Annotated in this window: 23 protein-coding genes; 13 read left to right on the top strand and 10 right to left on the bottom strand. The window is 64.7% G+C overall.

Translation table 11 applies throughout. The annotated features are described in order from the left end of the window. Positions 1-72 precede the first annotated feature (72 nt). The 5 genes from EN874_RS06295 to EN874_RS06275 all read left to right on the top strand — a co-directional run bounded on the left by EN874_RS06295 (position 73) and on the right by EN874_RS06275 (position 5165). Positions 73-1146 carry a LacI family DNA-binding transcriptional regulator gene (locus EN874_RS06295; protein WP_127424472.1) on the top strand — a complete coding sequence of 358 codons (1074 nt, stop codon included), beginning with the start codon at positions 73-75 and terminating at the stop codon, positions 1144-1146. Next, positions 1143-2660, top strand: coding sequence for a sugar ABC transporter ATP-binding protein (locus tag EN874_RS06290; protein ID WP_127424471.1), 1518 nt, complete (start codon positions 1143-1145; stop codon positions 2658-2660). Before EN874_RS06295 ends, EN874_RS06290 begins: the two co-directional genes overlap by 4 nt. Then, positions 2660-3712 (top strand): ABC transporter permease, encoded by a 1053-nt coding sequence (locus EN874_RS06285; RefSeq protein ID WP_126084559.1) that lies wholly within the window; start codon positions 2660-2662, stop codon positions 3710-3712. Before EN874_RS06290 ends, EN874_RS06285 begins: the two co-directional genes overlap by 1 nt. An 86-nt stretch (positions 3713-3798) precedes the next feature. After that, positions 3799-4785 carry a substrate-binding domain-containing protein gene (locus EN874_RS06280; protein WP_127424470.1) on the top strand — a complete coding sequence of 329 codons (987 nt, stop codon included), beginning with the start codon at positions 3799-3801 and terminating at the stop codon, positions 4783-4785. Positions 4786-4934: 149 nt separating this feature from the next. Continuing rightward, positions 4935-5165, top strand: coding sequence for a hypothetical protein (locus EN874_RS06275; RefSeq protein WP_127424469.1), 231 nt, complete (start codon positions 4935-4937; stop codon positions 5163-5165). A gap of 401 nt (positions 5166-5566) precedes the next feature. Here EN874_RS06275 and EN874_RS06270 read toward each other — a convergent pair whose 3' ends face one another. Further along, the gene (locus tag EN874_RS06270) at positions 5567-6589 is read right to left on the bottom strand and encodes an aminopeptidase (protein WP_127424549.1); all 1023 of its coding nucleotides are present in this window, start codon (positions 6587-6589) and stop codon (positions 5567-5569) included. Positions 6590-7005: 416 nt separating this feature from the next. Between EN874_RS06270 and EN874_RS06265 the strand changes: the two genes are divergently transcribed. The 6 genes from EN874_RS06265 (at position 7006) to EN874_RS06240 (ending at position 14294) form a co-directional block, all read left to right on the top strand. Continuing rightward, positions 7006-7605 carry a LysE family transporter gene (locus tag EN874_RS06265; RefSeq protein ID WP_168247393.1) on the top strand — a complete coding sequence of 200 codons (600 nt, stop codon included), beginning with the start codon at positions 7006-7008 and terminating at the stop codon, positions 7603-7605. Between the two features lie 116 nt (positions 7606-7721). Then, complete coding sequence (locus EN874_RS06260) at positions 7722-9827, top strand: ABC transporter ATP-binding protein/permease (RefSeq protein WP_127424467.1); 2106 nt, start codon at positions 7722-7724, stop codon at positions 9825-9827. 291 nt (positions 9828-10118) lie between these two features. Then, complete coding sequence (locus tag EN874_RS06255; protein ID WP_127424466.1) at positions 10119-11537, top strand: polysaccharide biosynthesis/export family protein; 1419 nt, start codon at positions 10119-10121, stop codon at positions 11535-11537. A gap of 40 nt (positions 11538-11577) precedes the next feature. Further along, entirely contained in the window at positions 11578-12291 is a 714-nt protein-coding gene (locus EN874_RS06250; protein WP_127424465.1) for a hypothetical protein, read from the top strand. A gap of 386 nt (positions 12292-12677) precedes the next feature. Beyond that, on the top strand, positions 12678-13085 hold the full coding sequence (locus EN874_RS06245) for a DOPA 4,5-dioxygenase family protein (RefSeq protein ID WP_127424464.1): 408 nt from the start codon (positions 12678-12680) through the stop codon (positions 13083-13085). A 327-nt stretch (positions 13086-13412) separates the two neighbouring features. Next, the gene (locus EN874_RS06240) at positions 13413-14294 is read left to right on the top strand and encodes a metal-dependent phosphohydrolase (protein ID WP_127424463.1); all 882 of its coding nucleotides are present in this window, start codon (positions 13413-13415) and stop codon (positions 14292-14294) included. Positions 14295-14382: 88 nt separating this feature from the next. On the opposite strand, the gene EN874_RS06235 is transcribed toward EN874_RS06240, so the two are convergent. Both EN874_RS06235 and EN874_RS34800 read right to left on the bottom strand, forming a co-directional pair. Next, a complete protein-coding gene (locus EN874_RS06235) occupies positions 14383-14811 on the bottom strand; it encodes a cysteine hydrolase (protein ID WP_281061394.1) in 429 nt (142 codons plus the stop codon). A 4-nt stretch (positions 14812-14815) separates the two neighbouring features. Then, entirely contained in the window at positions 14816-15013 is a 198-nt protein-coding gene (locus EN874_RS34800) for a hypothetical protein (RefSeq protein WP_281061397.1), read from the bottom strand. Between the two features lie 393 nt (positions 15014-15406). Here EN874_RS34800 and EN874_RS06230 point away from each other — a divergent pair, with 393 nt between their 5' ends. Beyond that, the gene (locus tag EN874_RS06230) at positions 15407-15997 is read left to right on the top strand and encodes a hypothetical protein (RefSeq protein WP_128261463.1); all 591 of its coding nucleotides are present in this window, start codon (positions 15407-15409) and stop codon (positions 15995-15997) included. 86 nt (positions 15998-16083) lie between these two features. Here the strand turns inward: EN874_RS06230 and EN874_RS06225 are convergent, their stop codons facing one another. The 5 genes from EN874_RS06225 to EN874_RS06205 form a co-directional block, all read right to left on the bottom strand. After that, positions 16084-16329 (bottom strand): MoaD/ThiS family protein, encoded by a 246-nt coding sequence (locus tag EN874_RS06225; RefSeq protein ID WP_126094485.1) that lies wholly within the window; start codon positions 16327-16329, stop codon positions 16084-16086. Continuing rightward, a complete protein-coding gene (locus tag EN874_RS06220) occupies positions 16329-18602 on the bottom strand; it encodes a xanthine dehydrogenase family protein molybdopterin-binding subunit (RefSeq protein WP_127424461.1) in 2274 nt (757 codons plus the stop codon). Before EN874_RS06220 ends, EN874_RS06225 begins: the two co-directional genes overlap by 1 nt. Before the next feature lies 1 nt (position 18603). After that, on the bottom strand, positions 18604-19080 hold the full coding sequence (locus tag EN874_RS06215; protein ID WP_126084545.1) for a (2Fe-2S)-binding protein: 477 nt from the start codon (positions 19078-19080) through the stop codon (positions 18604-18606). Next, positions 19080-19940: a xanthine dehydrogenase family protein subunit M gene (locus EN874_RS06210; RefSeq protein WP_127424460.1), complete on the bottom strand. Its 861-nt coding sequence runs from the start codon at positions 19938-19940 to the stop codon at positions 19080-19082. Before EN874_RS06210 ends, EN874_RS06215 begins: the two co-directional genes overlap by 1 nt. 227 nt (positions 19941-20167) lie before the next feature. Beyond that, the gene (locus tag EN874_RS06205) at positions 20168-20752 is read right to left on the bottom strand and encodes a TetR/AcrR family transcriptional regulator (RefSeq protein ID WP_168247375.1); all 585 of its coding nucleotides are present in this window, start codon (positions 20750-20752) and stop codon (positions 20168-20170) included. Positions 20753-20999: 247 nt separating this feature from the next. Here EN874_RS06205 and EN874_RS06195 point away from each other — a divergent pair, with 247 nt between their 5' ends. Further along, entirely contained in the window at positions 21000-21731 is a 732-nt protein-coding gene (locus EN874_RS06195) for a class I SAM-dependent methyltransferase (RefSeq protein WP_127424459.1), read from the top strand. Between the two features lie 61 nt (positions 21732-21792). Here the strand turns inward: EN874_RS06195 and EN874_RS06190 are convergent, their stop codons facing one another. Next, positions 21793-22107 (bottom strand): cupredoxin family copper-binding protein, encoded by a 315-nt coding sequence (locus tag EN874_RS06190; protein ID WP_127424458.1) that lies wholly within the window; start codon positions 22105-22107, stop codon positions 21793-21795. Further along, complete coding sequence (locus tag EN874_RS06185; protein WP_127424457.1) at positions 22104-22628, bottom strand: DUF4142 domain-containing protein; 525 nt, start codon at positions 22626-22628, stop codon at positions 22104-22106. The genes EN874_RS06190 and EN874_RS06185 overlap by 4 nt, the downstream gene beginning before the upstream one ends. Between the last annotated feature and the right edge of the window lie 92 nt (positions 22629-22720).

Genomic DNA, 22720 nt, shown 5'->3' with positions numbered 1-22720 from the left:
CAGATCCGCCGCAGAGCGGACGGGAAACGCAATTCAGGGAGGAGAGCTTGCGGGCACTCCATAAGAGCCGTCATGCCGACAATGGCTGAGGTCGCGCGCCGCGCCGGCGTCTCGGTTTCGACCGTCTCGCATGTCGTCAACCGCACCCGCTTCGTCTCGCCCGAGAAGGCGCAGCTCATCAACGACGCCATCGCCGCCATGGGCTACCAGCCCAACGAATTGGCGCGCTCGCTCAAAGTCGCCTCGACCAACAGCGTCGGGCTCGCCATCTCGGCGATCTCCAATCCTTATTTCACCGACATCATCTGCGCGGTCGAGGCCGAATGCGCGCGGCTCGGCCTGATGGTGTTTCTCTCCGACACGCAGGAAGACCCCGACCGCGAGTTGTCTGTGGTGCGCGCCTTCCACCAGCGCCGTGTCGACGGCGTTATCCTGGCGCCCTCCGGCGCGCCTGAGCGAGCGATTGCCTATCTTGCCGAAAAGAAGCTGCCTTGCGTTTTGATCGACCGCTTCGCCGACGACCGCTTCGACCAGATCGGCGTCGAGAACGAGACGGCGATGCGCGCCCTGATCGACCATGTCGCCTCCTTCGGCCACCGGCGCATCGGTTACATCGCCGGTCAGCCAGGGCTGGCCACCACGCGCGAGCGCGTCGACGCCTTCCGCGCGTCGCTGGCCGCCAATGGACTTGAATGCCCGCCGCACTATGTCTCGCCCGAGAATGTCGACACGGCGAGCGCCACGGCATCGACGCATGCGATCCTTTCGCTGCCCGCGCCGCCAACCGCATTGGTCACCGGCAACAACATGACGACGATCGGGGCAGTCCGCGCCATCCGCGAGAAAGGTCTATCGATCCCGCGCGACCTCTCGCTGGTCGGCTTCGACGATTTCGAATGGGCCGATTGCTTCGAGCCGCGCCTGACGCTGGTCGAGCAGCCCTGCACCGAGATCGGCCGCCAGGCGGCGGCGCTGCTTAGCGCCCGCATCGCCTCGAGTGACGCGGCACCCCACGCCGTGCGCCTGCAGGCGACGCTCAAGGCACGCCAATCCTGCGCGAGGCCGGCCCAAACGAGGCCGTCCGACACGAGGTCGGCCCAGGCGAGGTCCGCCCAGGCGAGGTCGGCCCACGCGAGGCCGGAATGAGCGCGCCGCTGCTTTCCGTCACGGGCGCGGTGAAACACTTCGGCGGGGTGCAGGCGCTGCGCGGTGTCGACTTCGACCTCAAGGCTGGCGAGATCCATGCGCTGCTCGGGGAGAACGGCGCCGGCAAGTCGACGCTGATGAACCTTCTGTCGGGCGTCTACACGCCGGACGAGGGCGAGATCCGCATCGACGGCAGGCCGGTCACCTTCAGCAATCCGCGCGAGGCTCAAGGCGCCGGCATCGCCACCATCTTCCAGGAACTCGATCTCGTGCCCTCGCTCGACGTCGCGGCGAACCTCTTCCTCGGTCGCGAGCTGATGCGGCCGGGCGGCATGCTCGACATGCCGGCGATGCGCCGCGAGGCGAAACGGCGGCTGGAAGCGATCGAGCTCGCCATCGACCCCGCGCGCCTCGTCGCCGACCTCTCGATCGGCCAGCGCCAGGTGGTGGCGATCGTCAAGGCGCTGTCCTACGCCTCCCGCGTGCTGATCATGGACGAGCCGACGGCCGCGCTTACCGTCGGCGAGGTCGAGCGCTTGTTCGACATCATGAGGAAGCTTGCCGCGACCGGCGTCGGCATCGTCTACATCTCGCATCGGCTGGAGGAAGTGCCTGATATCGCCGACCGCGTGACGGTGATGCGCGACGGCAGAATTGCCGGCATCACCGAGCCGCACGCGCCGCAGGCCGAGCTGGTGCGCCTGCTGGTCGGCCGGCCGCTGGACGAGCTTTATCCCGGGCGCGCCAAGAGCGCCGGCAAGACGCTGCTCAGCCTCAAGGATGCGAGCTTCAGGCTCGCCCGCGAAAGCGCCGGCTGGCAGCCGCCGAGCGGCATTTCGCTGGAGGTCAAGGAAGGCGAGATCGTCGGGCTTGCCGGCATCATGGGGGCAGGGCGCACCGAGCTGCTTTCCGCGCTCTACGGCACCGGACTTGCCGGCCGCTGGCAGGGCGAGGTTGCGGTCGGTGGCCGGCCGGTGAAGCTTGCCTCCATCAGCGCGGCGCGCAAGGCCGGCATCGCCTTCGTCACCGACGACCGGCGCGGCAGCGGCCTGATGCTTCGGATGGCAGTGGGCTTGAACCTGGTGATGTCGGTGATCCGGCGCATCTCGCCGGCCGGCCTGATGTCGCCGCGCCGCCAGGCGGAGGCAGTGGGGCAATCCTTCGGCCAGTTCGACATCCGCCCGAAGAACCCGGACATCGCTGTCGGTGCGCTGTCGGGCGGCAACCAGCAGAAGGTGGTGCTGGCGAAGGAAATCCTCGGCAATCCGCGGCTGTTGCTGCTCGACGAACCGACGCGCGGCGTCGATGTCGGCGCCAAAGGCGAAATCTATGCGCGCCTGCGGGCTCTTGCAGCGCAAGGACTGGGCATTCTGGTCGCCTCCAGCGAGATGCCGGAGCTGATCGGCCTCTGCGACCGGATCGTGGTGCTGCGCCGGGGGCGCAATGTGGCGGAATTTATCGGCGGCGTCGACGAGCACACCGTGCTTGCTGCGGCAAACGGCAGGGAGGCCTGATGTCGGACCAGAAGATTTCGGTGGCGGCGAACCCGCCCGCGGCGGCGCCCAAACATCGCGTCGACCCGCTGGCCATCATCGTGCGTTTCCAGAGCCTGATCGGGCTGGTGCTGGTGGCGATCGGCGGCATCATCTTCTCTCCCCGGCGCCATGGCGAGATCCTGTTCCTCAACCCCGACAACATCGCCAACATCGTGCGCGCGGTGTCGGAGACCGGCATCATCGCCATCGGCATGACCTTCGTCATCATCACCGCCGGCATCGATCTCTCGGTCGGCGCGGTTCTTGGCCTTTCCGCGGTGGTGACCGCCACGATGATGATCTCCGGCGGCTTCGGGCTGATCTCCACGATCCTCGCCGTGCTTGCCATGGGCGTCATCTTCGGCGTTGTCCAGGGCACGATTTCCACCCGCTTCCGGCTGGAGCCCTTCATCGTTACCCTTGCCGGTTTGCAGGCGGCGCGGGGTCTCGCGCTGATCGTCTCCGGCAATCAATATATCAACATCTCCTATGGCGACGGACCGGGCCTCGCGCCGCCGGTCTTCGCGGTGCTTGGCGAGCGCCTGTTCGATAACACGGTGCCGGTGGCGACCATCGTCTTCATCATCTTTGCCGCTTTAGCCACGCTGGTGCTCAACACCACGCGCTTCGGGCGTTACGTCTACGCCGTCGGCGGCAACGAGCGCGCCGCACGCATTTCCGGCGTGCCGGTGTCGATGGTGAAGATCTCGGTCTACGCCATCACCGGCTTTGCCTCCGCGCTTGCCGGCATCGTGCACGCCGGCCAGTTCAACTTCGGCAGTGCCAATGACGGCATGGGCTATGAATTGACGGCCATTGCCGCCGTCGTCATCGGCGGCACCAGCCTGTTCGGCGGCGCGGGCTCAATGGTCGGCACCGTTGCCGGCACCATCATGCTCGGCGCGCTCGCCAACATCCTTCAGCTCAACAACATCACCCCCGCCACGCAGTTGCTCGCGACCGCCGCGATCATCGTGCTCGCGGCAGTGCTTCAATCCCTTGTTCGCCGCCGCGAGGGATTGGGACGATAGGAGGCCGGCGGCAGCATTCGGAAAGAGCAACCCCAGGAACCGCAACGAAGGTCTGGCCCCCGGGCCAGACGAGGAGGAGACTGAGCATGAGAACCACACTGAGAGGATCGCGCGTCCTGCGGGCCGCGCTGCTGGCAGGCGCCGGCCTATGCGTGGCCGGAACGGCCCAGGCGGCCGACCCGATGGTGAAGGCCTGCGCCAAGGACGGCCAGTTCGTCATCGGCTTTTCGCAGGCAAACAACGCCGAGCCCTACCGCCAGCACGTCAATGACGAGCTGACGGCGGCCGCCAAGGAGGTGCCGGGCTTCACGCTGCAGATCGCCGACGGCGCCGGCAACGTCAACACGCAGACCTCGCAGGTCGACAATTTCATCACCCAGAAGGTCGACCTCCTCTTGATCTCGCCCTTCGAGGCAGCACCGCTGACGCCCGCCGTGAAGCGCGCCATGGATGCCGGCATTCCGGTGATCGAGCTCGACCGCAAGACGGTGGGCGACCCCGGCAAGGACTACACGGCCTTCATCGGCGGCGACAATTTCAAGATCGCCGAGGAGGCCGGCAAGTTCACGGCCTCGAAACTCTTGCCCGATGGCGGCGAGGCGGCGGTGCTGGAAGGCCTGCCGAGCTCGACCCCGGCGGTGGAGCGCTTGAACGGCTTCAAGGAAGGCGTGAAGGCCAACCCGAAGATCCAGATCGTCGCCGAGCAGGCTGCCGACTGGGTTCCGGATAAAGCCCAGACCGCCTTTTCCGCCATGCTGCAGGCGCACCCCGACATCAAGGTGCTCTATGCCTCGAACGACATGATGGCGGCAGGCGCGCTGCTGGCCGCCAAGGGCGCCGGCAAGGACGTCAAGATCATCGGCACCGACGGCCTGCCGGGCCCGGCAGGCGGCATCGAGGCGGTGGCCAAGGGTGACTGGGCGGCGACCTTCACTTACCCGACCGGCGCCAAGGAAGCGATCGAGATGTCGAAGAAGATCCTGCTCGACTGCGCGACCTCCGTGGATGCAACCGTAACGGTGGACACCACCGCGATCACGCCGGAGAACGCCAAGCAACTGGCCGGAAAATAGGGCAGGGGTCTACCATCGAAGCTTTTGCGACAAGGCCCCGTACGGGGCCTTGTTTTTGTTTTCAGGCCCGGGCGCCGTGCTCTCATCGGTATCGCTGCGCCGCGAATCTGTGTTAAGCCGCCGTTCCACCAAATTAAGGAACTACACAAGTGAGTGAACCGACCGTGGCCCAGGCGACCGAGAACATCTATGCCTCGCTCAAGGCGGACAATGCCGACATCGACGCGCATATCGCGACGCTCAAGGTGGCGCTGGCACGCGAAGGAATGAAACAGGCGGTGTTCGATCCAGCCAAGTTGGCGCACAACAACCGCGCGGGCCGCAAGTTGATGCAGGCTTATTTTCGGCAGCGCGGCGTGACCGTTGCGTTTTCGAGCTAGAGCAATTCCAGGAACGTGTGAGCGGTTTTCCGTCCGGAATTGCGTAAAAATAAGGAGATAGGGCGTTTCGCAGTTTCCGTGAAACGGTGAAACGCAGTAGTGGAGCTGTGCGCCGACCGGGCGCAAAGGATGTTGCGATAAGGCCCCGCAAGGGGCCTTTTTTTGTTTTTCGGCTTCGTCGCGGCCTCGCGTGGCTAACCACGGGGCAATCGCATATGGCAGCGCTGCCCGCTCCGTCTCGGCGCTGCGCGCCGTGCCACCTCTCCGCCATTTCATGGGAGCGAGGAAACGCCAACCACTGACATCTCAACCTTGGAAAGCCTGGGTAAGTCGCCCTGGGCGAAGCTGGGGAAGAGGTGGCGCGGCGAAGCCGAGACAGGCCAGGCTTGCGCTGGTCAAACTCAATTGCACGTCGCCGCGGTCTTCAACGCCTCCGCTCGGGAAGCTGCGGGCAAGGCGGCGATCCGTCGAACGGAAGCATAGAATCTGGGATAGTCGGCTGAGCACAAGTCGAACAAGTGAAGGAACGCCGGAACCTGCTCGCCGTAGACAGCAGTCGCGGCGAGCTTTGCGTTGTTGATCGGGCTATCGAACCAGGCGTCGTATCCGCGGTATCCGGCCCAGCGCTTGTCGCGCAGGTGCCGGTAGCGCATCCGCAGCCTGTCGATTGCGGCGTCTTTGGCGGCCGCCATCTGCTCCGGGCTACGCGGACTGCCATAGACCTGCCTCAACTCGTCCCGGGTTTTCGCTATCAGCTCGAGAAAATCGGCGCTGCGTATGCGATTGGCTTCGTAGCGGCGCAGTCCGGCGCGGTTGCCGGTGGCGCGAAGCCATTTTCTGGCGCCGCTGGTTTCGACCGAAACCGCGAAAGCCTCGTTGAAGGCGGAGTCGTTATTCACATAGATTTTCTGATGCGCCAGTTCATGAAAGACAAGGGTGGCGATGTAGGTGTCGTCGTGCCGGAGCATGGTGCTGAGCAACGGATCGCTGAACCAGCCCAGCGTGGAATATGCGGTGACGCCTGAGACGTAAACGTCCAGCCCTTGTCGCTGCAGTTCGGCAGCGCTTTCAGTCGCGGATTTCCGTGAAAAGTAACCCCGGTAGGGAACGCAGCCGAAAACCGGAAAACACCATGTCACCGGCGCGAGCGAAAATTGCGGCGCGGCAAAAACGGCATAGGTCACATTGTCCCGGCCGATGTCGACATAGCTGCGGTAGCTGCTGTTGTCGGGCAGCGCCAGTTCATCGGTGGCAAAGCGGCGTATGGCGGCGGCCGACGCCAACTTGGCGCGCAATGGCTTTGGCGTCGAAGGATCGCGGATCAGCTTCCCGACATTCCTGCGCGCCGCCATGATCTCGACATGGCCCTCCAGCGACTGCGCGTAATAGGAAATGCTGGTGCACCCGGCCACGGCGAACGTCATGACCAGCGCCGCAAGCAATCGAAACACGCCCGTCACAGCTTGCCCCCGCTTGCTCGTCGCCGCATTGAGCAAATGTCCCATTTGCCCCCCGTCTCAAACAGGCCGGCCAATTTTCGTCAAGACCTCGAAGGTGTGGGATTGGGCTTTGGCGGGATTGGCGATGCGGCCGTACGCCTATGAATCTGCGGATGGCGCCTTGTTTTGTTTTTGGGGCTGCCGCGGACCCTCGGCGAAATCCCAATTGCCAGGAACTGGAAGGAACAGGCTCTTCCAGCCAGGTGGATGAGGCCACCAGGGAGTGACAAGGCGCACGGCGCGTGCATTGTTTGCGCGGCGACCGACATCGACCTGGGAGAAGAGCCTTGACCGAGCTTGCAACCATCCTGTCCATCCTTGGCGTTTTCCTGCTGGGAGCGATGAGCCCCGGGCCGAGCTTCGTCGTCGTCTCGCGCATCGCGGTGGCCGGCGAGCGCGCCGACGGCCTGGCGGCGGCGATCGGCATGGGCATCGGCGGCTTCATCTTCGCCACCATCGCCATGGCCGGCCTGACGGCGCTGCTCGTCCAGGTCGCCTGGCTGGACATTGTCCTGCGCATCGCCGGCGGCGCCTATTTGTTGTGGATCGGCATCAAGATCTGGCGCGGCGCGAATGAGCCGATCGAGATCGCCAGCGATGCATCGGCGCGCGCCGGCTCGTTCTGGCGGGCGCTGCGCCGCGCGCTTCTGGTGCAGCTCGCCAATCCCAAGACCGCTATCTTCTACGCCTCGATGTTCGCGGCCATGCTGCCGGCATCGCCGCCGCTCTGGATGCTCTTCGTGCTGCCGCCGCTGCTCTTCCTCAACGAATTCGCCTGGTACGCCATCGTCGCCTTCGCCTTTTCCGCCAGCCGGCCGCGCGCGGCCTATCTCGGCACCAAGCACTGGATCGACCGCGCCGCCGGCGCCGTCGTCGGCGCGCTCGGCCTGAAGCTGATGTGGGAAGGCATGGCCGCCGCGCGCCGCGGCTTCGCCGGATGAGGTGAGGTCTGGAATCGCGGCCATTCGCGACTGTCCGACCGGTCGGATGACCTGGCTCGGAGCGATGCATCCGCGTGCGCGGTGAAACCTTCTGAATTTTAAGCCGTTGTCGGCTGATGTCAGAGGCTGAATTCAAACCGAAACCGACCGACGCCGCCAAACCGCGCGATGCCCGCAAGGCGCGCGAAGAGACGTCGCGCCAAGACGAAGCACGCGAACCGAAGCGGCGCCCGGAAGAGTCGACCTCACCAAGGAAATCGGGCCCAAAGAAGCCAAGCGCAGGGAAAACAAGTGGCGAGAGGGAGCCGCCCGCCGAAGCCGTGCCCGAGGTCAACGGCCAGGCCGCGCCGCCCCCGCCCGAGTCCGTCGAGCCGGATCCCGAGCTGACGCCGCAAGCGGCCGAGCAGGCGCGCAAGAAATACCTTCTGCGGCGTTTCTGGATCAGCGGGCGAGGCTATTGGGGCCAGCACGGCGACCGGCTCGCCTGGCCGTTCACGGTTCTGCTGCTGGTTCTGATCGTCGTCAATGTCGGCTTCCAGTACGGCATCAACGTCTGGAACCGCGCCTTCTTCGACGCCATCGAGCAGCGCAACGTCCGCACCGTCTATATGCTGAGCGCTATTTTCCTGCCGCTGGTGGCCGGAAGCGCCAGCCTGGTCGTCGCGCAGGTTTACCTGCGTATGACGATCCAGCGCCGCTGGCGCTCCTGGCTCACCACCGGCGTCATCGCGCGCTGGCTGGCCCACGGCCGCTACTATCAGCTGAACCTCGTCGCTGGCGACCACACCAATCCCGAAGCCCGTCTGACGGAAGATTTGCGGATCGCCACCGACGCGCCCGTCGATTTCATTTCCGGCGTGCTCAACGCCTTCCTGTCGGCCTCGACCTTCATCGTGGTGCTGTGGACGATCGGCGGTGCGCTGACCTTGCCGTTCGGCGGCGCGAGCGTAACCATTCCCGGCTTCCTCGTCGTCACCGCGGTCATCTATGCCGCCATCACCTCAACCTCGATGGTGGTCATCGGCCGCCATTTCGTGCGGCTCTCCGAGGTGAAGAACCAGGCCGAAGCCGAATTCCGCTACGTGCTGACGCGTGTGCGCGAGAACGGCGAGAGCATCGCGCTCCTCGGCGGCGAGGAGGAGGAGCGCAGCGGCATCGACAGGACTTTCGGCCATGTGCTGAGGCAATGGGCGCTGCTGACGGGACAGCACATGCGCACGGCGGTGGTGTCGCAGGGGGCGAGCCTGTTCGCGCCGGTGGTGCCGGTGCTTTTGTGCGCGCCGAAATTCCTCGAAGGCTCGATGTCGCTTGGCGAGGTCATGCAGGCCGCGTCTGCCTTCGCCATCGTGCAGGGCGCGTTCGGCTGGCTGGTCGACAACTATCCTCGCCTTGCCGACTGGAACGCCTCGGCGCGCCGCATCGCCTCGCTGATGATGTCGCTCGACGGGCTGGAGCGCGCCGAACGGAGCGAGGCCTTCGGCCGCATCAGGCATGGCAAGACGGAAAACGGTGCGATGCTCTCGCTCGACGATCTCTCCGTTACGCTCAACGACGGCACCGGCGTGGTCAAGGAGACCGAGGTCGAGATCGAGCCGGGCGAGCGCGTGCTGGTGGCCGGCGAATCCGGTACCGGCAAGTCGACGCTGGTGCGGGCGATCGCGGGCCTGTGGCCTTGGGGCGGTGGCAGCGTCAATTTCCACGCCGACAGGCGGCTGTTCATGCTACCGCAGCGCCCCTACATCCCCACCGGCACGCTGCGCCGCGCGGTCGCCTATCCCGCCTCCGCCGACAACTGGGCGGTCAAGAAGATCAATGCAGCCCTCGACAAGGTCGGCCTCGCATACCTGAAAGACCGGCTGGAGGAAGACGCGCCCTGGGACCAGACGCTCTCCGGCGGCGAAAAGCAGCGCCTCGCTTTCGCGCGCCTGCTTCTGCATTGCCCCGACATCGTCGTGCTGGACGAAGCGACCTCGGCGCTCGACGAGAAGAGCCAGGACAGGATGATGCAGACGGTGATCCGCGCCTTGCCCAAGGTGACCATCATCAGCGTCGCCCACCGCGCCGAGCTGGAAGCGTTTCACAGCCGCAAGATCACCCTCGAGCGGCGCGAGGGCGGGGCGAAGCTGGTCAGCGACGTGGAGCTTATTCCGCGCAGGAGGACGCGGGGCCTGGTCGCGCGGGCTCTGTGGGGGAGCGGGCGGCGGCGCCGAGGGCCAGGGTGAGGGGACGGCGCGATCTACTCGGCCGCAGACACGACCGCACATTAGGCAAAACCAATTTGCAAGTTACCCCTTAACGGCGCGGTGGGCGAGCTCAACACATGCCATGGCCGCCCACGTCGGATCGATAATCACAAAGTTAAAAGGTGACGGTCCCCTAAGCCTTTTGCGGTACTTGGCGTTGCCGAGATAGTGCTTTTCTATCATGGGTCTTTGGTGCGGCATCCAGCCGCCGAGCACGGGTTTACGGATCGTAGATGGCGGTGAGGGGCGCGCAGCCGGTGGGGTTCAGTGATGAACCATGTACAGGGCACCCAGTCAGCATGCATCCATCGTGACTCCACCTTCATTGGGCGACGGGTTTCCAGTTCACTCCTTGGAATGCGCGGCAGGGGCTGCACCTCCGCGCTTTGTCTCATTTCGCTATGCCTCATTCTGCTGCTGGGACTTCCGGCGAGGAGCCAGTCGACGGTTGACGACATACTAGGCCCAGGAGACAGGATCGAACTGCACGTTTGGCACTGGACCGCGCTGCGCGGCGGCGTTGTGGAGGGGTTGCAGCTCAACCGAGACTTCGGCATCGACTCGACCGGCAGGCTTGATCTTCCAAATATCGGGAGCATTGCCGCTGCAGGCCTGCGTACGGACGAATTGGCAAAGATGATTGCCGATCGCCTGCAAGCCAGGAGTGGCCTGTCCGAGCGGCCGGAGACGATCGTCCAGCGCATCCTTAAACCGGCCGCGGAAACGACAGGTTCCGTGGGATCCCAAGGCGAGCAAGCAGCGTCCGCAGATATGGCGCCCACGGCGCCAGGAGCACCCGAGCAAGCTGCGCAGACGTGGCCTGGCGAGCATGAGCAGGCTTTGCGCCGCGAATTGGCGGCGGCACGAGCGGCGCTGGACGTCATGCAGCGCAACGCGCGCGACGCAAGCGCCGAGGCGCATGCAGTGGCCGACAAGGCGGCCAAACAGGCACAAGACCTGCAAAAGCAGCGGCAGAAAGCCAAAGCGCTCGCGCTCGATCTGGAGGCGGCGCGGCGCGTTATCGAAGGCTTCAAGGCCAGGGCCATTGTCTGGGACAATGAAAAGGCCGCCATGCTTAAAGCGGGTCGCTCGGCAGAGGCCTCTCAGGTTGCTGTTCAGCGAGCGCTTGATGAGGAGCGGCACAGGGCTGAGCTCCTTGAACAGCAACTCGCCGCGTCCCGCCGGGCCGCCGAGGATCTGAAGACAGGCGCAGCTCAGGCCGCGATCGAGCAGGCCGACGCCATAAAGGACCGCCAGGCGGCCGAGGCCGCATTGAAGCAGACCGGCGAGGCGCTGGCGCTGGAACGCCGAAGGGCGGATGCCGCCGCGCGGGATCTCGACAGCGTGCGCAAGGAACGCGACGCGTCAAGAGAGGCCGCGGCAGCGTTGAGCGCGGCGTTGGAACAAGAGCGCGAAAGATCTATCGGCCTGGCCCGCAGCCTCAATGCAGCGCGGCAGGCAACTGGCATCGTCAAGGCGGAGCATCGCCCGGTGAGCATGAAGCGCATACCCAAAGCGACTGTCCCCGCAAGGCGGCATGCAAGCATGTCGGAGCGCTCCGCGTCTGCGAATAGGGCGCCGGACAGGCAGAGGGTTAAGCTGCAAAAGTCGCCGCAACCCGATCTGTTGGCGACCATAGCTCTTCCCGCCGCCTTGCTGCCGACGCGACCACTGAAGCAGGACCCGTGAAGAGCAGCGACCCGCAACGATACCGCGGGGAGGTATGGCCATGAAGAAATACGTCGCAGCTGCCTTGGTGATCGGGATCACGATCGGACCTGCCTCGGCTGTCGACGTCGGCGTAGGCGGCACGGTTGGCGGTGTCGGGGCCAGCGCTGGATTGAGCGCCGGTTCGCAAGGCGTGTCGGCGGGGGTGGGCGCGAGCGCCGACGGTGTCGGTGGCGCAAACGCTGGCGCATCGGCCAGCGGCGGCGGATCACCCGGCGCCAGTGCCGGCGGCAAAATGGGCGGCAAAGGCGCGGGCGTGTCTGCGGGCGCCCGTGTGGGCGACCATCCTTCCGCCCAAAGAGGACGGGCTCATTCTGCCCGGCGCCCGGCCGCAGTCACGACAGCCCCCGCTTTTGCCAGGACCGCGGCACAATCCATCACTCTGCCTCCCGCGCTGCGGCCTTCCGGCAACGGTAACCTCCGGCGGCTCGCCGAGGGGCATCCGTTTGCGGTCCTGTCACCTCTGAAAGCGATACCCGGCACGCCGGCTGCCGTGGTGCGCGCCTGTCACGCGGCGATAATGAACGCCGCGAAGCCCCTTGGCGCCGTGCGTGTGTACGCGGCAAGCGCAGGTCCCGCGCGTCGAGCTCAAAGCGGACTCAACGCCCCGATCGCGGTGCGCATAGACTATGAAAGGCAAGGCGGCATTGAAGTCAGGCAGGCGCGTGTCGACTGTCGCCTCAATGCGGCGGGGACGGTCACCGCGGTGATTTAGCGCGCAAGGGACATCGGCCCCAATCTCGGCTATTTGGTCTTCTCGAAAAAAGGCACCGCATAGGCCGCGTTTCCGCGGCCGCGGACAGGCAATCGCAGATGCTACTCTCCCGCTCCGTCTCGGCGCTGCGCGCCGATCCACCTCTCCCCCATTTCATGGGGGAGAGGAAACGCCAACCGCCGAGGCCGCGCCCCGGGAAAGCTTGGGTTCCTCGCCCCCACAACGTTGGGGGACGAGGTGGCTCGGCGAAGCCGAGACGGAGCGGGGGCTGGCGCTGCCGTGGCGCGATTGCCTTCCTGAACCGCGGGGGACCGGTTGCAGACAAGGCGCCTGCACCTCGGCTACAGTTCCGCCGGGTGCAAAAATCATCGAAAGGGAGCATCGCGATGAACGAAGTCAGGCCGATCGCCGAGATCGCCAGCTATCACGCCCATATCTACTACGCCGGGCCGGCCGAGCGGCACCATGCCGAATGGCTGCGCCTGCGCATCGGCGAACGTTTCCGCGTGCGCCTGGGCAACTGGCGCGACGAGCCGGTCGGCCCGCATCAGCAGGCGATGTACCAGGTCTCGTTCGCAACCGAGCTTTTCGCCTCGCTCGTGCCGTGGCTGATGCTGAACCACGGCGGCCTGAGCATCCTCATCCACCCCAACACCACCAACCCCAAGCGCGACCACCTGGTCGACCCGATCTGGATCGGCCGGCCGCTGGGCGTGAACGGCGAGGTGCTTGGCGACGAGGATGAGGCGGAAGAGGCGCTGGAGGTGAATACGGAGCCGACGCTGGGGGCGTAGGGCGGGCAGCTTTCACCGCCACTAGCTTCGACCTGCCGCGGTCATGACTTCAGCTCCCAAGCCCAGAGTGCCAGGTCCAGAGGTCCCGATGCCCGGTCAAGAGAGCCTCGAAACATGGGCGAACATGGCCCGCGGCAGTCGCCGACGGCGCAGTCGGCACCGGCGGCGGCCACGGTCTCGCGAGTGGCGATGGCGACCGCCGGCAACGGCCGCCAGTCCCCGCCGGCTTAGGGCCTTGGTCTGGCACAAATCTGCGACGGAACCGTGCTAGGATGGCCGCCGCGCGGCGCGACTTGTCATGCTTCAAAGCGGTCAGGAACGATTGTCATGCTCAATCCGATCTCCATCATGGCCAACCGGCTCGGCGACTATCTGTCGGAACTCTATCTGCAGTATTTCTCGCATCGCAATCCGGAATATGCGAGCTACCTGGGCGGGGCGGCGCGCCTTGTGTTGGAGCGCATCGGCAGTTCGAACGCGCTCTACCACAACATCGAGCACACGCTGATGGTCACGCTCGCCGGCCAGCAGATCATCCGCGGCCGGCTGCTTTCGGAAGCCCTGACCCCTGATGACTGGCTGCATTATACCTGCGCGCTGCTTGTCCACGACATCGGCATGGTGCACGGCGTGTGCGAGGGCGACACCGACGAGAGCTTCGTCATCAACGAGGCGGGCGACCGCTGCACGCCGCCGCGCGGCGCCTCCGACGCGGTGCTTGGGCCCTATCATGTCGACCGCGCCAAGATGTATGTGCGCCAGCGTTTCAAGTCCTCGAAGTTCATCGACGAGGAGCGCATTGTCGCGGCGATCGAGATGACGCGCTTTCCGGTCCCGAACGATCCGGCCTACCACGTCACCAACACCGAACCGGCGCTGGTCAGGGCCGCGGACCTGATCGGCCAGCTCGCCGATCCCTTCTACCACCGCAAGCTGACGGCGCTGTTTGCCGAGTTCTCCGAGATCGGCATGGTGGAAAAGCTCGGCTGCAGGACCGCTGCCGATCTCGGCGCCATCTTCACCAATTTCTTCACGCTCGAGGTCGAGCCCTATATCGGCGACGCGCTGCGCTATCTGGAGCTGACGACGGAAGGCAAGCAGTGGATCGCCAACCTCCACAGCAACCTGTTCCAGTCCGGGCATCGCCCGGCCAGGATCGGACCATTCCCGGGCGCGTTGCAGCCGGCGAGCCTTTCGGTGGTGACTTAGAGCGTGCGGCATTTGACGAAGTCGCGACGGGCCGGTCGGCCCGCACCGGCAGGCCAGCAGCGCGCGGTCTCGCCGAGGTCACATCAGCTCATTTGGCTAGTGCCAGTTCAACACGCTCCTGAACTCGCTCCTCGATCGCCTTCAGGAAATGGTCGGACGTGGATGTCCATCCAAAGAGTATCTGCACGAGCGCGATAGAGGCATCATGATTGCTCCTTGACGTGTCCCACGCGATGGGCTCGCTGGTGCAATCCGTCAGCAGCATGCAGTGATAATCCCTGAAGAAAGCATCCCGAATTGTCGATTCCACACATACGCTGGTCGTGCAGCCTGTCACCACGAGGAATTTTATGCCTGCGTTCTTCAGAACAGAATCGAGTTCGGTCTCGTAGAAACCGCTGAACCGTGTTTTGTAGAGGACGACATCTCCTGCCTCCGGCCTGAGGTCGCTGACGATATCTGTTCCCCAGGTGTCGCGGATCAGAATCCGACATTCGCTGCCATCCGGGGCTGTCATGCTCTCATCGACGCGAAAGATCTGGAGATGTCGGGTACGGTTGGGCGCATCCGATTGTTCCAAGGTCCGAAAGGTCAGAAGAATACCCCATCTTCAGATAGACGACCGGCATCCTCAAGTCGCGAGCGGCAGCTATTACGCGGGCAGTAGGGCCGACAGCCCGTTGAATTCCGGAGATATCGATTCCGGCTCTGTCGAACATTCCACCTTTGGAGCCGAAGTCATTCTGCATATCCACGACGAGAACTGCAGCGCGAGATGGATCAACTGAAATAGGTTGAGGCTTCGCGTCGATGACAAGTGGATACATTTTTGTCGTCCCACCAGAGGTGTCGCTATTTTGCGCCCTTGCTATACTCATCCGCCACCTAAATCGCGTCAACAAGGTTTACACCCCTGCTTGGCGGCCTCGGAACAGCGCTTACACTCCTTCGGCCACGTATCGCGATAGATCGTCCCGTCGATCGCGACGGGATGCCGCGATCGATCGGATCGCGGTCCGCGCTACCCCGACCAGTTTGTAACGTGTGCGGTAATCCCCGAATAACCTGTTTAGTAGTATCGCGAATCGACTTTGAAAATTTTGGAGATTCCATTGCTTCGCCGCAGTCTTATTGCCCTTGTCGCGATCGCTCTTACCGCTTGCGTCGCGTCCTCCATCGACCCGCAGAGCAAGGCCTCCATGGGCTCCGTCTACGTGGAGCCTGTGCAGCTGTCGAAAGCCACTGTCTTTGCGCCAAATTCAAGTGAGGCAAATGCAAGTTCCGGGAACGTGCCCGCCACGGTGTCAGAGGCCAGTTCTCGTCTTCAACAGGTCGTGGATACGCGCACCAACCTCCGCGAGCTCATCGAGAGTCAGGCGAAGGAAGACCTCATTAGCAAGGGATATCGCCTGACAGATGCGGCATCGACCGCCTCCGCCAGGCTGAAGATCAACGTCTACCACGCATTGAGCGTACCAGTTGGCGATGGGCGAGGGATTGCAATGACCGTCAGCGCTGAGATGGTTCGTTCGTCGGACGGCAAACGGCTAATGTTCGCCGGCGCCAGCCAAATCAAGGATGCTGAAGCGAAGGGCGTTCGCATGGCACCCTATGCCGAATGGTTCACCAATGACGATTTCCTCGTAGAGCAGTACCGCTTGGTAGCTCGGCTGCTTGCTGCTCAGGCTCTGGCGGGCCTATAGGGAAAAACTCGGTGGAGGCGACGTCCAGCACCGGATCTAACCCGCGCGAAAACTGTGCATGCGAGCGATTGCGAACACCGCTCTGCCTATCCCCCCGCCAGCCGCGGCAGCAGAAAAATCTCCGCCCCCGGCGGCAGTTCCTTCGACCACGTATCGCGATAGATCGTCCCGTCGATTGCGACAGCGATGCCGCGATCGATCAGGGGCTCGAAGGCGGGATACTGTTCCGAAAGTTTCCGGAACAGCTCCCTGATGTCCTTGGCTTCGATGTCGAGCTTGCTCTGGCCTCCGGCGGCAGCGCCGAGCGAACCCCAGAGCGTCACTTCGACCATTAGCGCGAGAACCTCTCCCGTTCGGCCTCGAGCGCGGCGAGAATCCGCGGCGGCGACATCGGGATGTGGCTCATGCGCACACCCACCGCGTTCGACACCGCATTGGCGATCGCCGCCAGCGGCGGCACGATCGAGGTCTCGCCGACGCCGCGCACCCCGTAGGGGTGGTTGGGGTTGGGGATCTCGAGGATCTGCGTGTCGATCATCGGCAGGTCGGAGCATACCGGGATGCGGTAGTCGAGGAAGCCCGGGTTCTGCAGCCGCCCGTCCTTGCCATAGATATACTCCTCGTTGAGGGCCCAGCCGATGCCTTGCGCGGCACCGCCCTGGTACTGGCCCTCGACATAGGTCGGATGCACCGCCTTGCCGGCGTCCTGCACCACCGTGTAGCGGATCACCCTGGTCGAGCCGGTCTCGGGGTCGACCTCGATGTCGCAGATATGGGTGGCGAAGGACACACCCGCGCCGTCGGCGACGAGCTCGCTGTGGCCGGCGATCGGCCCGCCGGTCTTGCCGGACTGCGCCGCGATCTCCTTCAGCGACAGTTTGCCGAGATTGCCGTGCTTCTCGCCCTTGGCGACCGCATGGCCCTTTTCCCACACAACGTCATCGACCGAGATGTCCCATATCTGCGCGGCGCGTTCGCGCAGGATCTTGATCGCGTTGCGGGCGGCCGAGATGGTGGCCATCGAGGAGGAGAAGGTGCCGCGGCTGCCGTCGGTCATGTCGTTGTAACCGAGGGAAGAGGTGTCGGCGACGATCGCCTTGACATGGCCATAGTCGATGCCGAGCTCCTCCGCCGCCACCAGCGACAGCGACGCGCGGGACCCGCCCACATCCACCGTGCCGACGGCCAAAGAGACCGAGCCGTCCATGCCGATGTTGAGATCGGTGCAGGTCTGGCCGCCGAAATTGAACCAGAAGCCGCAGGCCATGCCGCGCCCCTGGTTCGTGCCGAGCGGCGCCTTCATGTGCGGATGGTTCTTTACCGCTTCCAGCGTCGGGCCGATGCCGATCGGGCCGTAGACCGGGCCGTAGGAGGCGCGCGTGCCTTCCTGCGCGGCGTTCTTGATGCGGAAGTCGACCGGGTCGATGCCGATCTCCTTGGCGAGCTCGTCGACCGCACTTTCCACCGCGAAGGCCGCCATGGGTGCGGAGGGCGCGCGATAGGCCGCGGTCTTCGGCCGGTTGACCAGCACCTCGTAGCCGACGGTCTTGACGTTCTCCAGTCTGTAGCAGGCGAAGGCCGTCATGGCGCCGATCTCGGCCCACATGCCGGCATAGGGGCCGCAGCTATAGCGCAGCGTCGCTTCCGCCGCGGTGATGGTGCCGTCCTTTTTGGCGCCGATCTTGACGTCGATCGATGTGGCGCTGGTCGGGCCGGAGGCGCGGAACACCTCGTCGCGGGTCATTACCAGCTTCACCGGCCGTCCAGCCTTGCGCGACAGCGCGAGCGCGACGGGTTCGGCCCAGACATGGGTCTTGCCGCCGAAACCGCCGCCGATCTCGGAGGAGGTGACGCGCAGCTTCGAGGCTTCCAGCCCAAGCAGTTGCGCGCAGTGCTGGCGGTAGACGAAATGCCCTTGCGTGCAGACCCACAGGTCCGCCGTGCCGTCGGGGTTGACGCTCGCCACGCAGGCATGCGGCTCGATATAGCCCTGGTGCGTCTGCTCGGTCTTGAAGGAGCGCTCGATGATCATGTCGGCCTGGGCGAAACCCTGATGGACGTCGCCATGGCCGTATTGCGTGCGCTTGCAGACGTTGGAGGGCTTGACCGGCTTTTCCTCGAGGCCCTCGGTGAAGATGGCGTCGTTGATCAGCGGTGCCGAGTGTTTCATCGCCTCGTCGACATCGGTCACATGCGGCAGCACCTCGTAGTCGACCTCGATCAGCTTCAGCGCCTGCCTGGCGGTGCGGGCGTCGATCGCCGCGACCGCGGCCACCGCGTGGCCGTCATAGAGCGCCTTGGTGCGCGCCATGCAGTTGTCGAGGATGTCGAACATCGCGGCATCGCCGTCGGTCAGGTCCGGCAGGTCGGCCGCGGTGATCACCGCCTTCACGCCGGCGAGCTTTTCCGCCTTCGAGGTGTCGATCTTCCTGATGACGGCGTGCGCATGCGGGCTTCGGAGAACGCGCCCGACCAGCTGTCCGGCCATGTTGAAGTCGGCGCCGTAGCGCGCGCGGCCCGTCACCTTGTCGACGCCGTCGGGGCGGATGGGGCGCGTGCCGACGGAAGAGAAATTGCGTCCGGAATAGCGCGGATCGAAATTCATCTCAGGCTCCCTTCATCACGTTTGCCGCGTCCTGGACGGCGCGCACGATCTTGTCGTAGCCGGTGCAGCGGCAGAGGTTGCCGGCCAGCCCGAAGCGGATTTCCTCCTCGGTGGGCGAGGGGTTCTTCGCCAGAAGGTCCTTGGCCGCGATCAGGAAGCCCGGCGTGCAGATGCCGCATTGCAGGGCGGCATGCTCCAGGAACTTCTGCTGCAGCGGATGCAATTGATCGCCATGCGCCATGCCCTCGATGGTCTCGATCTGGCGGCCTTCGGCCTCCGCGCCCAGCACCAGGCAGGAGCACACCAGCCGGTCGTCGACGATGACGCTGCAGGCGCCGCAGTCGCCGGTTCCGCAGCCTTCCTTTGCGCCGGTCAGCCCCAGCCGGTCGCGCAGCACGTCGAGCAGCGTCTCGTCAGGCTGGCAGAGATACTCGACGTGATCGCCGTTGATTGTCGTTGAAACCGCTACACCGGCCATCACTTGCCTCCTGCACGTTCATAAGCGATTGCTGCGACCCGTCTGGCCAGCACGCCCGCGACTTTCCGTCTGAATTCGATGGTACCCCGTTTGTCGTCGATGGGACGGCAGGCGCCAGCGCAGATTTTTGCCAGCCGCTCAAGCGTGCCTTCATCGAGCTTCGAGCCAATGAGGACTTGGGCAGCTTCCTCGACCAGCAGCACCGTGGGCGCGGCGGCGCCCAGCGTCACGCGGGCCGCCTTGACGACGCCTTTGTCATCGAGCGTCAGGTCCACGCCGGCGCTCACCACGGCGATGTCCATCTCGGTGCGCGGGATGAAGCGCTGATAGGCATCGCCCGCATGCGGCGGGCGCTTGTCGAGCAGGATCGCCTCGATGATCTCGCCCTTGGCCAAAGAGGTCCGGCCAGGCCCGGTCGGCACGCTCTCGACAGGAATGGTGCGCTTGCCGGATGGCCCGGCGACAACCGCCTTGGCGCCGGCGGCCACCAGCGCCGGCACGCTGTCGGCGGCGGGCGAGGCGTTGCAGAGATTGCCGACGATGGTGCAGCGTCCCTGCACCTGCTTGGAGCCGATCAGCTTGGCCGCCTCGACGACGCCGGGCCACGCCTTCTTCAGCGCCGCGTTCTCGCCCAATACGGCGCAGGGGACTGCCGCGCCTATCCTGAAGCCGTCGGCCGCTTCCGTGATTTCGCCTAGACCCTCGATCGCCTTGATGTCGACGATCAGCTCCGGCTCGACAAAGCCGCCCTTCATCCTGACCAGGAGATCGCTGCCTCCGGCAAGAATGGCTGCCGGGCCGGCCGCGCCGGCCAGCAGGCCCACGGCATCTTCCATTGATTGCGGACGTATGTAGCGCATCGTCTCCCCTTGGCTAAGTCGGAAATCTCGGCGACCGTTATAAAGGGTCTCCCTATAATGACCATCCGCTTCCTGCATTGCACCATCCAAGTCAGGCGGACTGGCCCTAATCCTTTCCAGGTTTTTTGGTCCAGGGCGTCAGAGCTGCCCGTTAGCGACGAGCCCGGCCAAGCCTCCAACATAGCGTCTGGCGCGCGAGGGACGCTGCCGCGCTCCGCCGGTGAAGTCTACGCCGGCGCTGCCATCCGCGCCCGCACCAGCGTCGCGGCGGCGTGGCCGGCGGCGGTGATGTAGTCGGGATCGTGATGGATCAGCATGCTGGAAAAGGCGCCGTCCATCAGAAGCACGATCTCGCGAGCCAGCATCTTCGGCTCGCGCACGCCATGGCTTGAAAGCTCGCCCGCCAGCCATTTCTCGAAATTGCTCTTGTGGCGCGAGCCGGCCTTGACCGCCGGGTGGCCGGGCATCGCGGCGAGTTCGGCGGCCGTGCGCAGAAAGCCGCAGCCTTTCCATTTGACGTGCCGCGCCACGCGCGCCAGATGGGTGAAGATCGCCGTGACCTTCTTGTCCGCGCCGCCTTCCGCAGCCTCGAACCAGTCGGCCATCTGCTTGAGGTTGGGCTGGTCGCGGCTGTCGAGATAGGCCGTGATTAGCTCGTCCTTGCTCTTGAAGTGGTAGTAGAGCGTGCGCTTGGTCAGCCCCGCCTTCTCCGCCACGGCATCGACGCTGACGCGGCCGATGCCTTCGGCATAGAACAGCTTCGCCGCCGCGTCGACGAGGCGCTTCCTGGTGGGATTGGTTTTTTCGCTCACCCAGAAAGTATACCGACTGGTGGATATACTAACAAGCCGAAAGCTGATCCCTTGCGGCCGTTCACGCCGGAAAGGAATAGATGATGACCGAGCTTGTGCCGTGCGAGATCCGCGACCGCGTCGCGATGCTGACACTCAACCGCCCCGAAAAACTCAACGCCTTGAGTTTGCCCCGATCGACCGCATGCCTGACGGCGCTTGCCTGGGGCGTCGCGCAGCCTAATTACGTGGGATTGGAGGACACGATATGGAAGGGTTCAGGCCTGAAGACAGCTTTCGCGGCGACGTCGCAAGGCGCTACGACGACGAGTTGCGCGGCGATGAAGAGGAGACGGTTCAATTCCTGAAACAGATCGCGGCCGGACGGGATTGCCTGGAGCTTGCGATCGGCACCGGACGAATTGCATTGCCGCTGGCGGCGACCGGCCTGCGCGTCGATGGCATCGAACTTTCGCCTGACATGATCCAAGTGCTGAGGGCCAAACCGGGCGGATCGGAGGTCGGCGTCGTCAATGGCGACATGACCGCGGCTGATATGGGTCGCCGGTACGGGCTAGTCTATCTGGTGTTCAATTCCATCGGCAACGTGATTACCCAGGATGGCCAGGTCAAATGCTTCGAGAATGCGGCCCGGCACCTCGATGAAGGTGGCGTTTTCCTGCTCGAATGCCGGATTCCCACCGCGCCGAAGCAGGCCGACAACGGGTTCGTCGAAGTCTCTCACCCTGGAACCGCATCGGTCCACATCACCGCGTGCCGGTATGATCCGATTAGTCAGGTGCTGGACCTGTCGCATATCGATATCGGCAACGACATGGTCCGCATGGTTCCGCTCAGGCTCAGGCTGGCGCACCCGCCTGAGTTTGACCTGATGGCGCGATGCGCCGGCCTGGTGCTCGAGCAGCGATATGGTGGCTGGAACCGCGAACCGTTCGATGCCCGCAGTTGGCGCCACATCAGCATCTATCGGAAAAGATAGCGAACGCCGCACCTGGCATTAGCGCGGAGAAGCCGGTGGCGTGCGCCGCCGGCTTCGAAAGTCAGGGCGCGACCTCCACATGACCCTTCATATTGGGGTGGAAGCGGCAGAAATAGTCGACCGCTCGCGCTTGCCCGAGCGTGATCCTGCCCTTCGATTTCGGCGGGATCATCACCTCCCAGCCACCCTTCACCGTCGCGGTGTGGACGAACGCATCCTTGTTCGTCCACTCGATCGTGTCGCCGACCTTTGCTTCGACGCTCGCCGGCGAGAAGACCAGCTTGTCGATTGTCACCTCGATCGTGGCGGCGAGCGCCGGCGAAGCGACGAGCGCCAGCGCCAGCGAGCTGAGCAGCGACAACGCGCTCGCCCTCATTTCAGCGCGCCGGCGACATGTTCGGCATGCTGCTCATGGCCCTGGAAGATCTTCAGCCCTGTCTCCAGCAGGCTCTTCAGCTCGGCATTGCTGGCCGAGGGGATGAGCAGCGTCTCGAGCGCGCCGTTGACCTGTTTGTGATAAGCCACCTCGTTCTCGATATAGGCCTTGTCGAAGGCGGCGCCCTTGAGCTTCGCCAGCTTGGCGCGCTCCTCCTTCGCGGCCTTCGCCAGCGCCTGGCTGGTGGCATTGTCTTCGGGCTTGACGTTCAGCTTCTTCACCAGGGCGAGCGCCTGGCTGTTCACCGCCTCATGGTCGCGCTCCATGTCCTTGGCGAAGTCGACGACCTCCTTGGTCTTGGACGTCTTGATCGCCAGCTTGGCCGCCTCGATGTCGAGCGTGCCGGCCGTGTAGGCGATATGGGCGATCTGCGGATCGGTGGGCTTTTCGGCGGCGCCGGCCAGCGGCGTGGCGCTGACAAGGAGGAAAGCGGCGAGGGCGGCGGTCTGTCGGATAAACATGGCATCTCCTTCGCCCGGCGCAAGGCGTCGGGCTTGTCTGGGTTGACGGCCATTGGATGCGGAAAGGGGCGAAAGGTTTCCGGGAAAGGGTG

It is taken from the genome of Mesorhizobium sp. M1D.F.Ca.ET.231.01.1.1 (genome assembly GCF_003999155.2).
In the GTDB taxonomy this organism is placed as follows: Bacteria; Pseudomonadota; Alphaproteobacteria; order Rhizobiales; family Rhizobiaceae; genus Mesorhizobium.
The sequence above is the reverse complement of the archived record's forward strand: the minus strand, read 5'-3'. Positions and strand labels throughout refer to the sequence as shown.

Coding starts and splice junctions, on each gene's coding strand:
- EN874_RS06295 (WP_127424472.1), top strand. CDS start 73: ATGCCGACAATGGCTGAGGTCGCGCGCCGCGCCGGCGTCTCGGTTTCG.
- EN874_RS06290 (WP_127424471.1), top strand. CDS start 1,143: ATGAGCGCGCCGCTGCTTTCCGTCACGGGCGCGGTGAAACACTTCGGC.
- EN874_RS06285 (WP_126084559.1), top strand. CDS start 2,660: ATGTCGGACCAGAAGATTTCGGTGGCGGCGAACCCGCCCGCGGCGGCG.
- EN874_RS06280 (WP_127424470.1), top strand. CDS start 3,799: ATGAGAACCACACTGAGAGGATCGCGCGTCCTGCGGGCCGCGCTGCTG.
- EN874_RS06270 (WP_127424549.1), bottom strand. CDS start 6,589: ATGACGTTCGCCGTGGCCGGGTGCACCAGCATTTCCTATTACGCGCAG.
- EN874_RS06265 (WP_168247393.1), top strand. CDS start 7,006: ATGAGCCCCGGGCCGAGCTTCGTCGTCGTCTCGCGCATCGCGGTGGCC.
- EN874_RS06260 (WP_127424467.1), top strand. CDS start 7,722: ATGTCAGAGGCTGAATTCAAACCGAAACCGACCGACGCCGCCAAACCG.
- EN874_RS06255 (WP_127424466.1), top strand. CDS start 10,119: ATGAACCATGTACAGGGCACCCAGTCAGCATGCATCCATCGTGACTCC.
- EN874_RS06250 (WP_127424465.1), top strand. CDS start 11,578: ATGAAGAAATACGTCGCAGCTGCCTTGGTGATCGGGATCACGATCGGA.
- EN874_RS06245 (WP_127424464.1), top strand. CDS start 12,678: ATGAACGAAGTCAGGCCGATCGCCGAGATCGCCAGCTATCACGCCCAT.
- EN874_RS06240 (WP_127424463.1), top strand. CDS start 13,413: ATGCTCAATCCGATCTCCATCATGGCCAACCGGCTCGGCGACTATCTG.
- EN874_RS06235 (WP_281061394.1), bottom strand. CDS start 14,811: ATGACAGCCCCGGATGGCAGCGAATGTCGGATTCTGATCCGCGACACC.
- EN874_RS34800 (WP_281061397.1), bottom strand. CDS start 15,013: ATGTTCGACAGAGCCGGAATCGATATCTCCGGAATTCAACGGGCTGTC.
- EN874_RS06225 (WP_126094485.1), bottom strand. CDS start 16,329: ATGGTCGAAGTGACGCTCTGGGGTTCGCTCGGCGCTGCCGCCGGAGGC.
- EN874_RS06220 (WP_127424461.1), bottom strand. CDS start 18,602: ATGAATTTCGATCCGCGCTATTCCGGACGCAATTTCTCTTCCGTCGGC.
- EN874_RS06215 (WP_126084545.1), bottom strand. CDS start 19,080: ATGGCCGGTGTAGCGGTTTCAACGACAATCAACGGCGATCACGTCGAG.
- EN874_RS06210 (WP_127424460.1), bottom strand. CDS start 19,940: ATGCGCTACATACGTCCGCAATCAATGGAAGATGCCGTGGGCCTGCTG.
- EN874_RS06195 (WP_127424459.1), top strand. CDS start 21,000: ATGGAAGGGTTCAGGCCTGAAGACAGCTTTCGCGGCGACGTCGCAAGG.
- EN874_RS06190 (WP_127424458.1), bottom strand. CDS start 22,107: ATGAGGGCGAGCGCGTTGTCGCTGCTCAGCTCGCTGGCGCTGGCGCTC.
- EN874_RS06185 (WP_127424457.1), bottom strand. CDS start 22,628: ATGTTTATCCGACAGACCGCCGCCCTCGCCGCTTTCCTCCTTGTCAGC.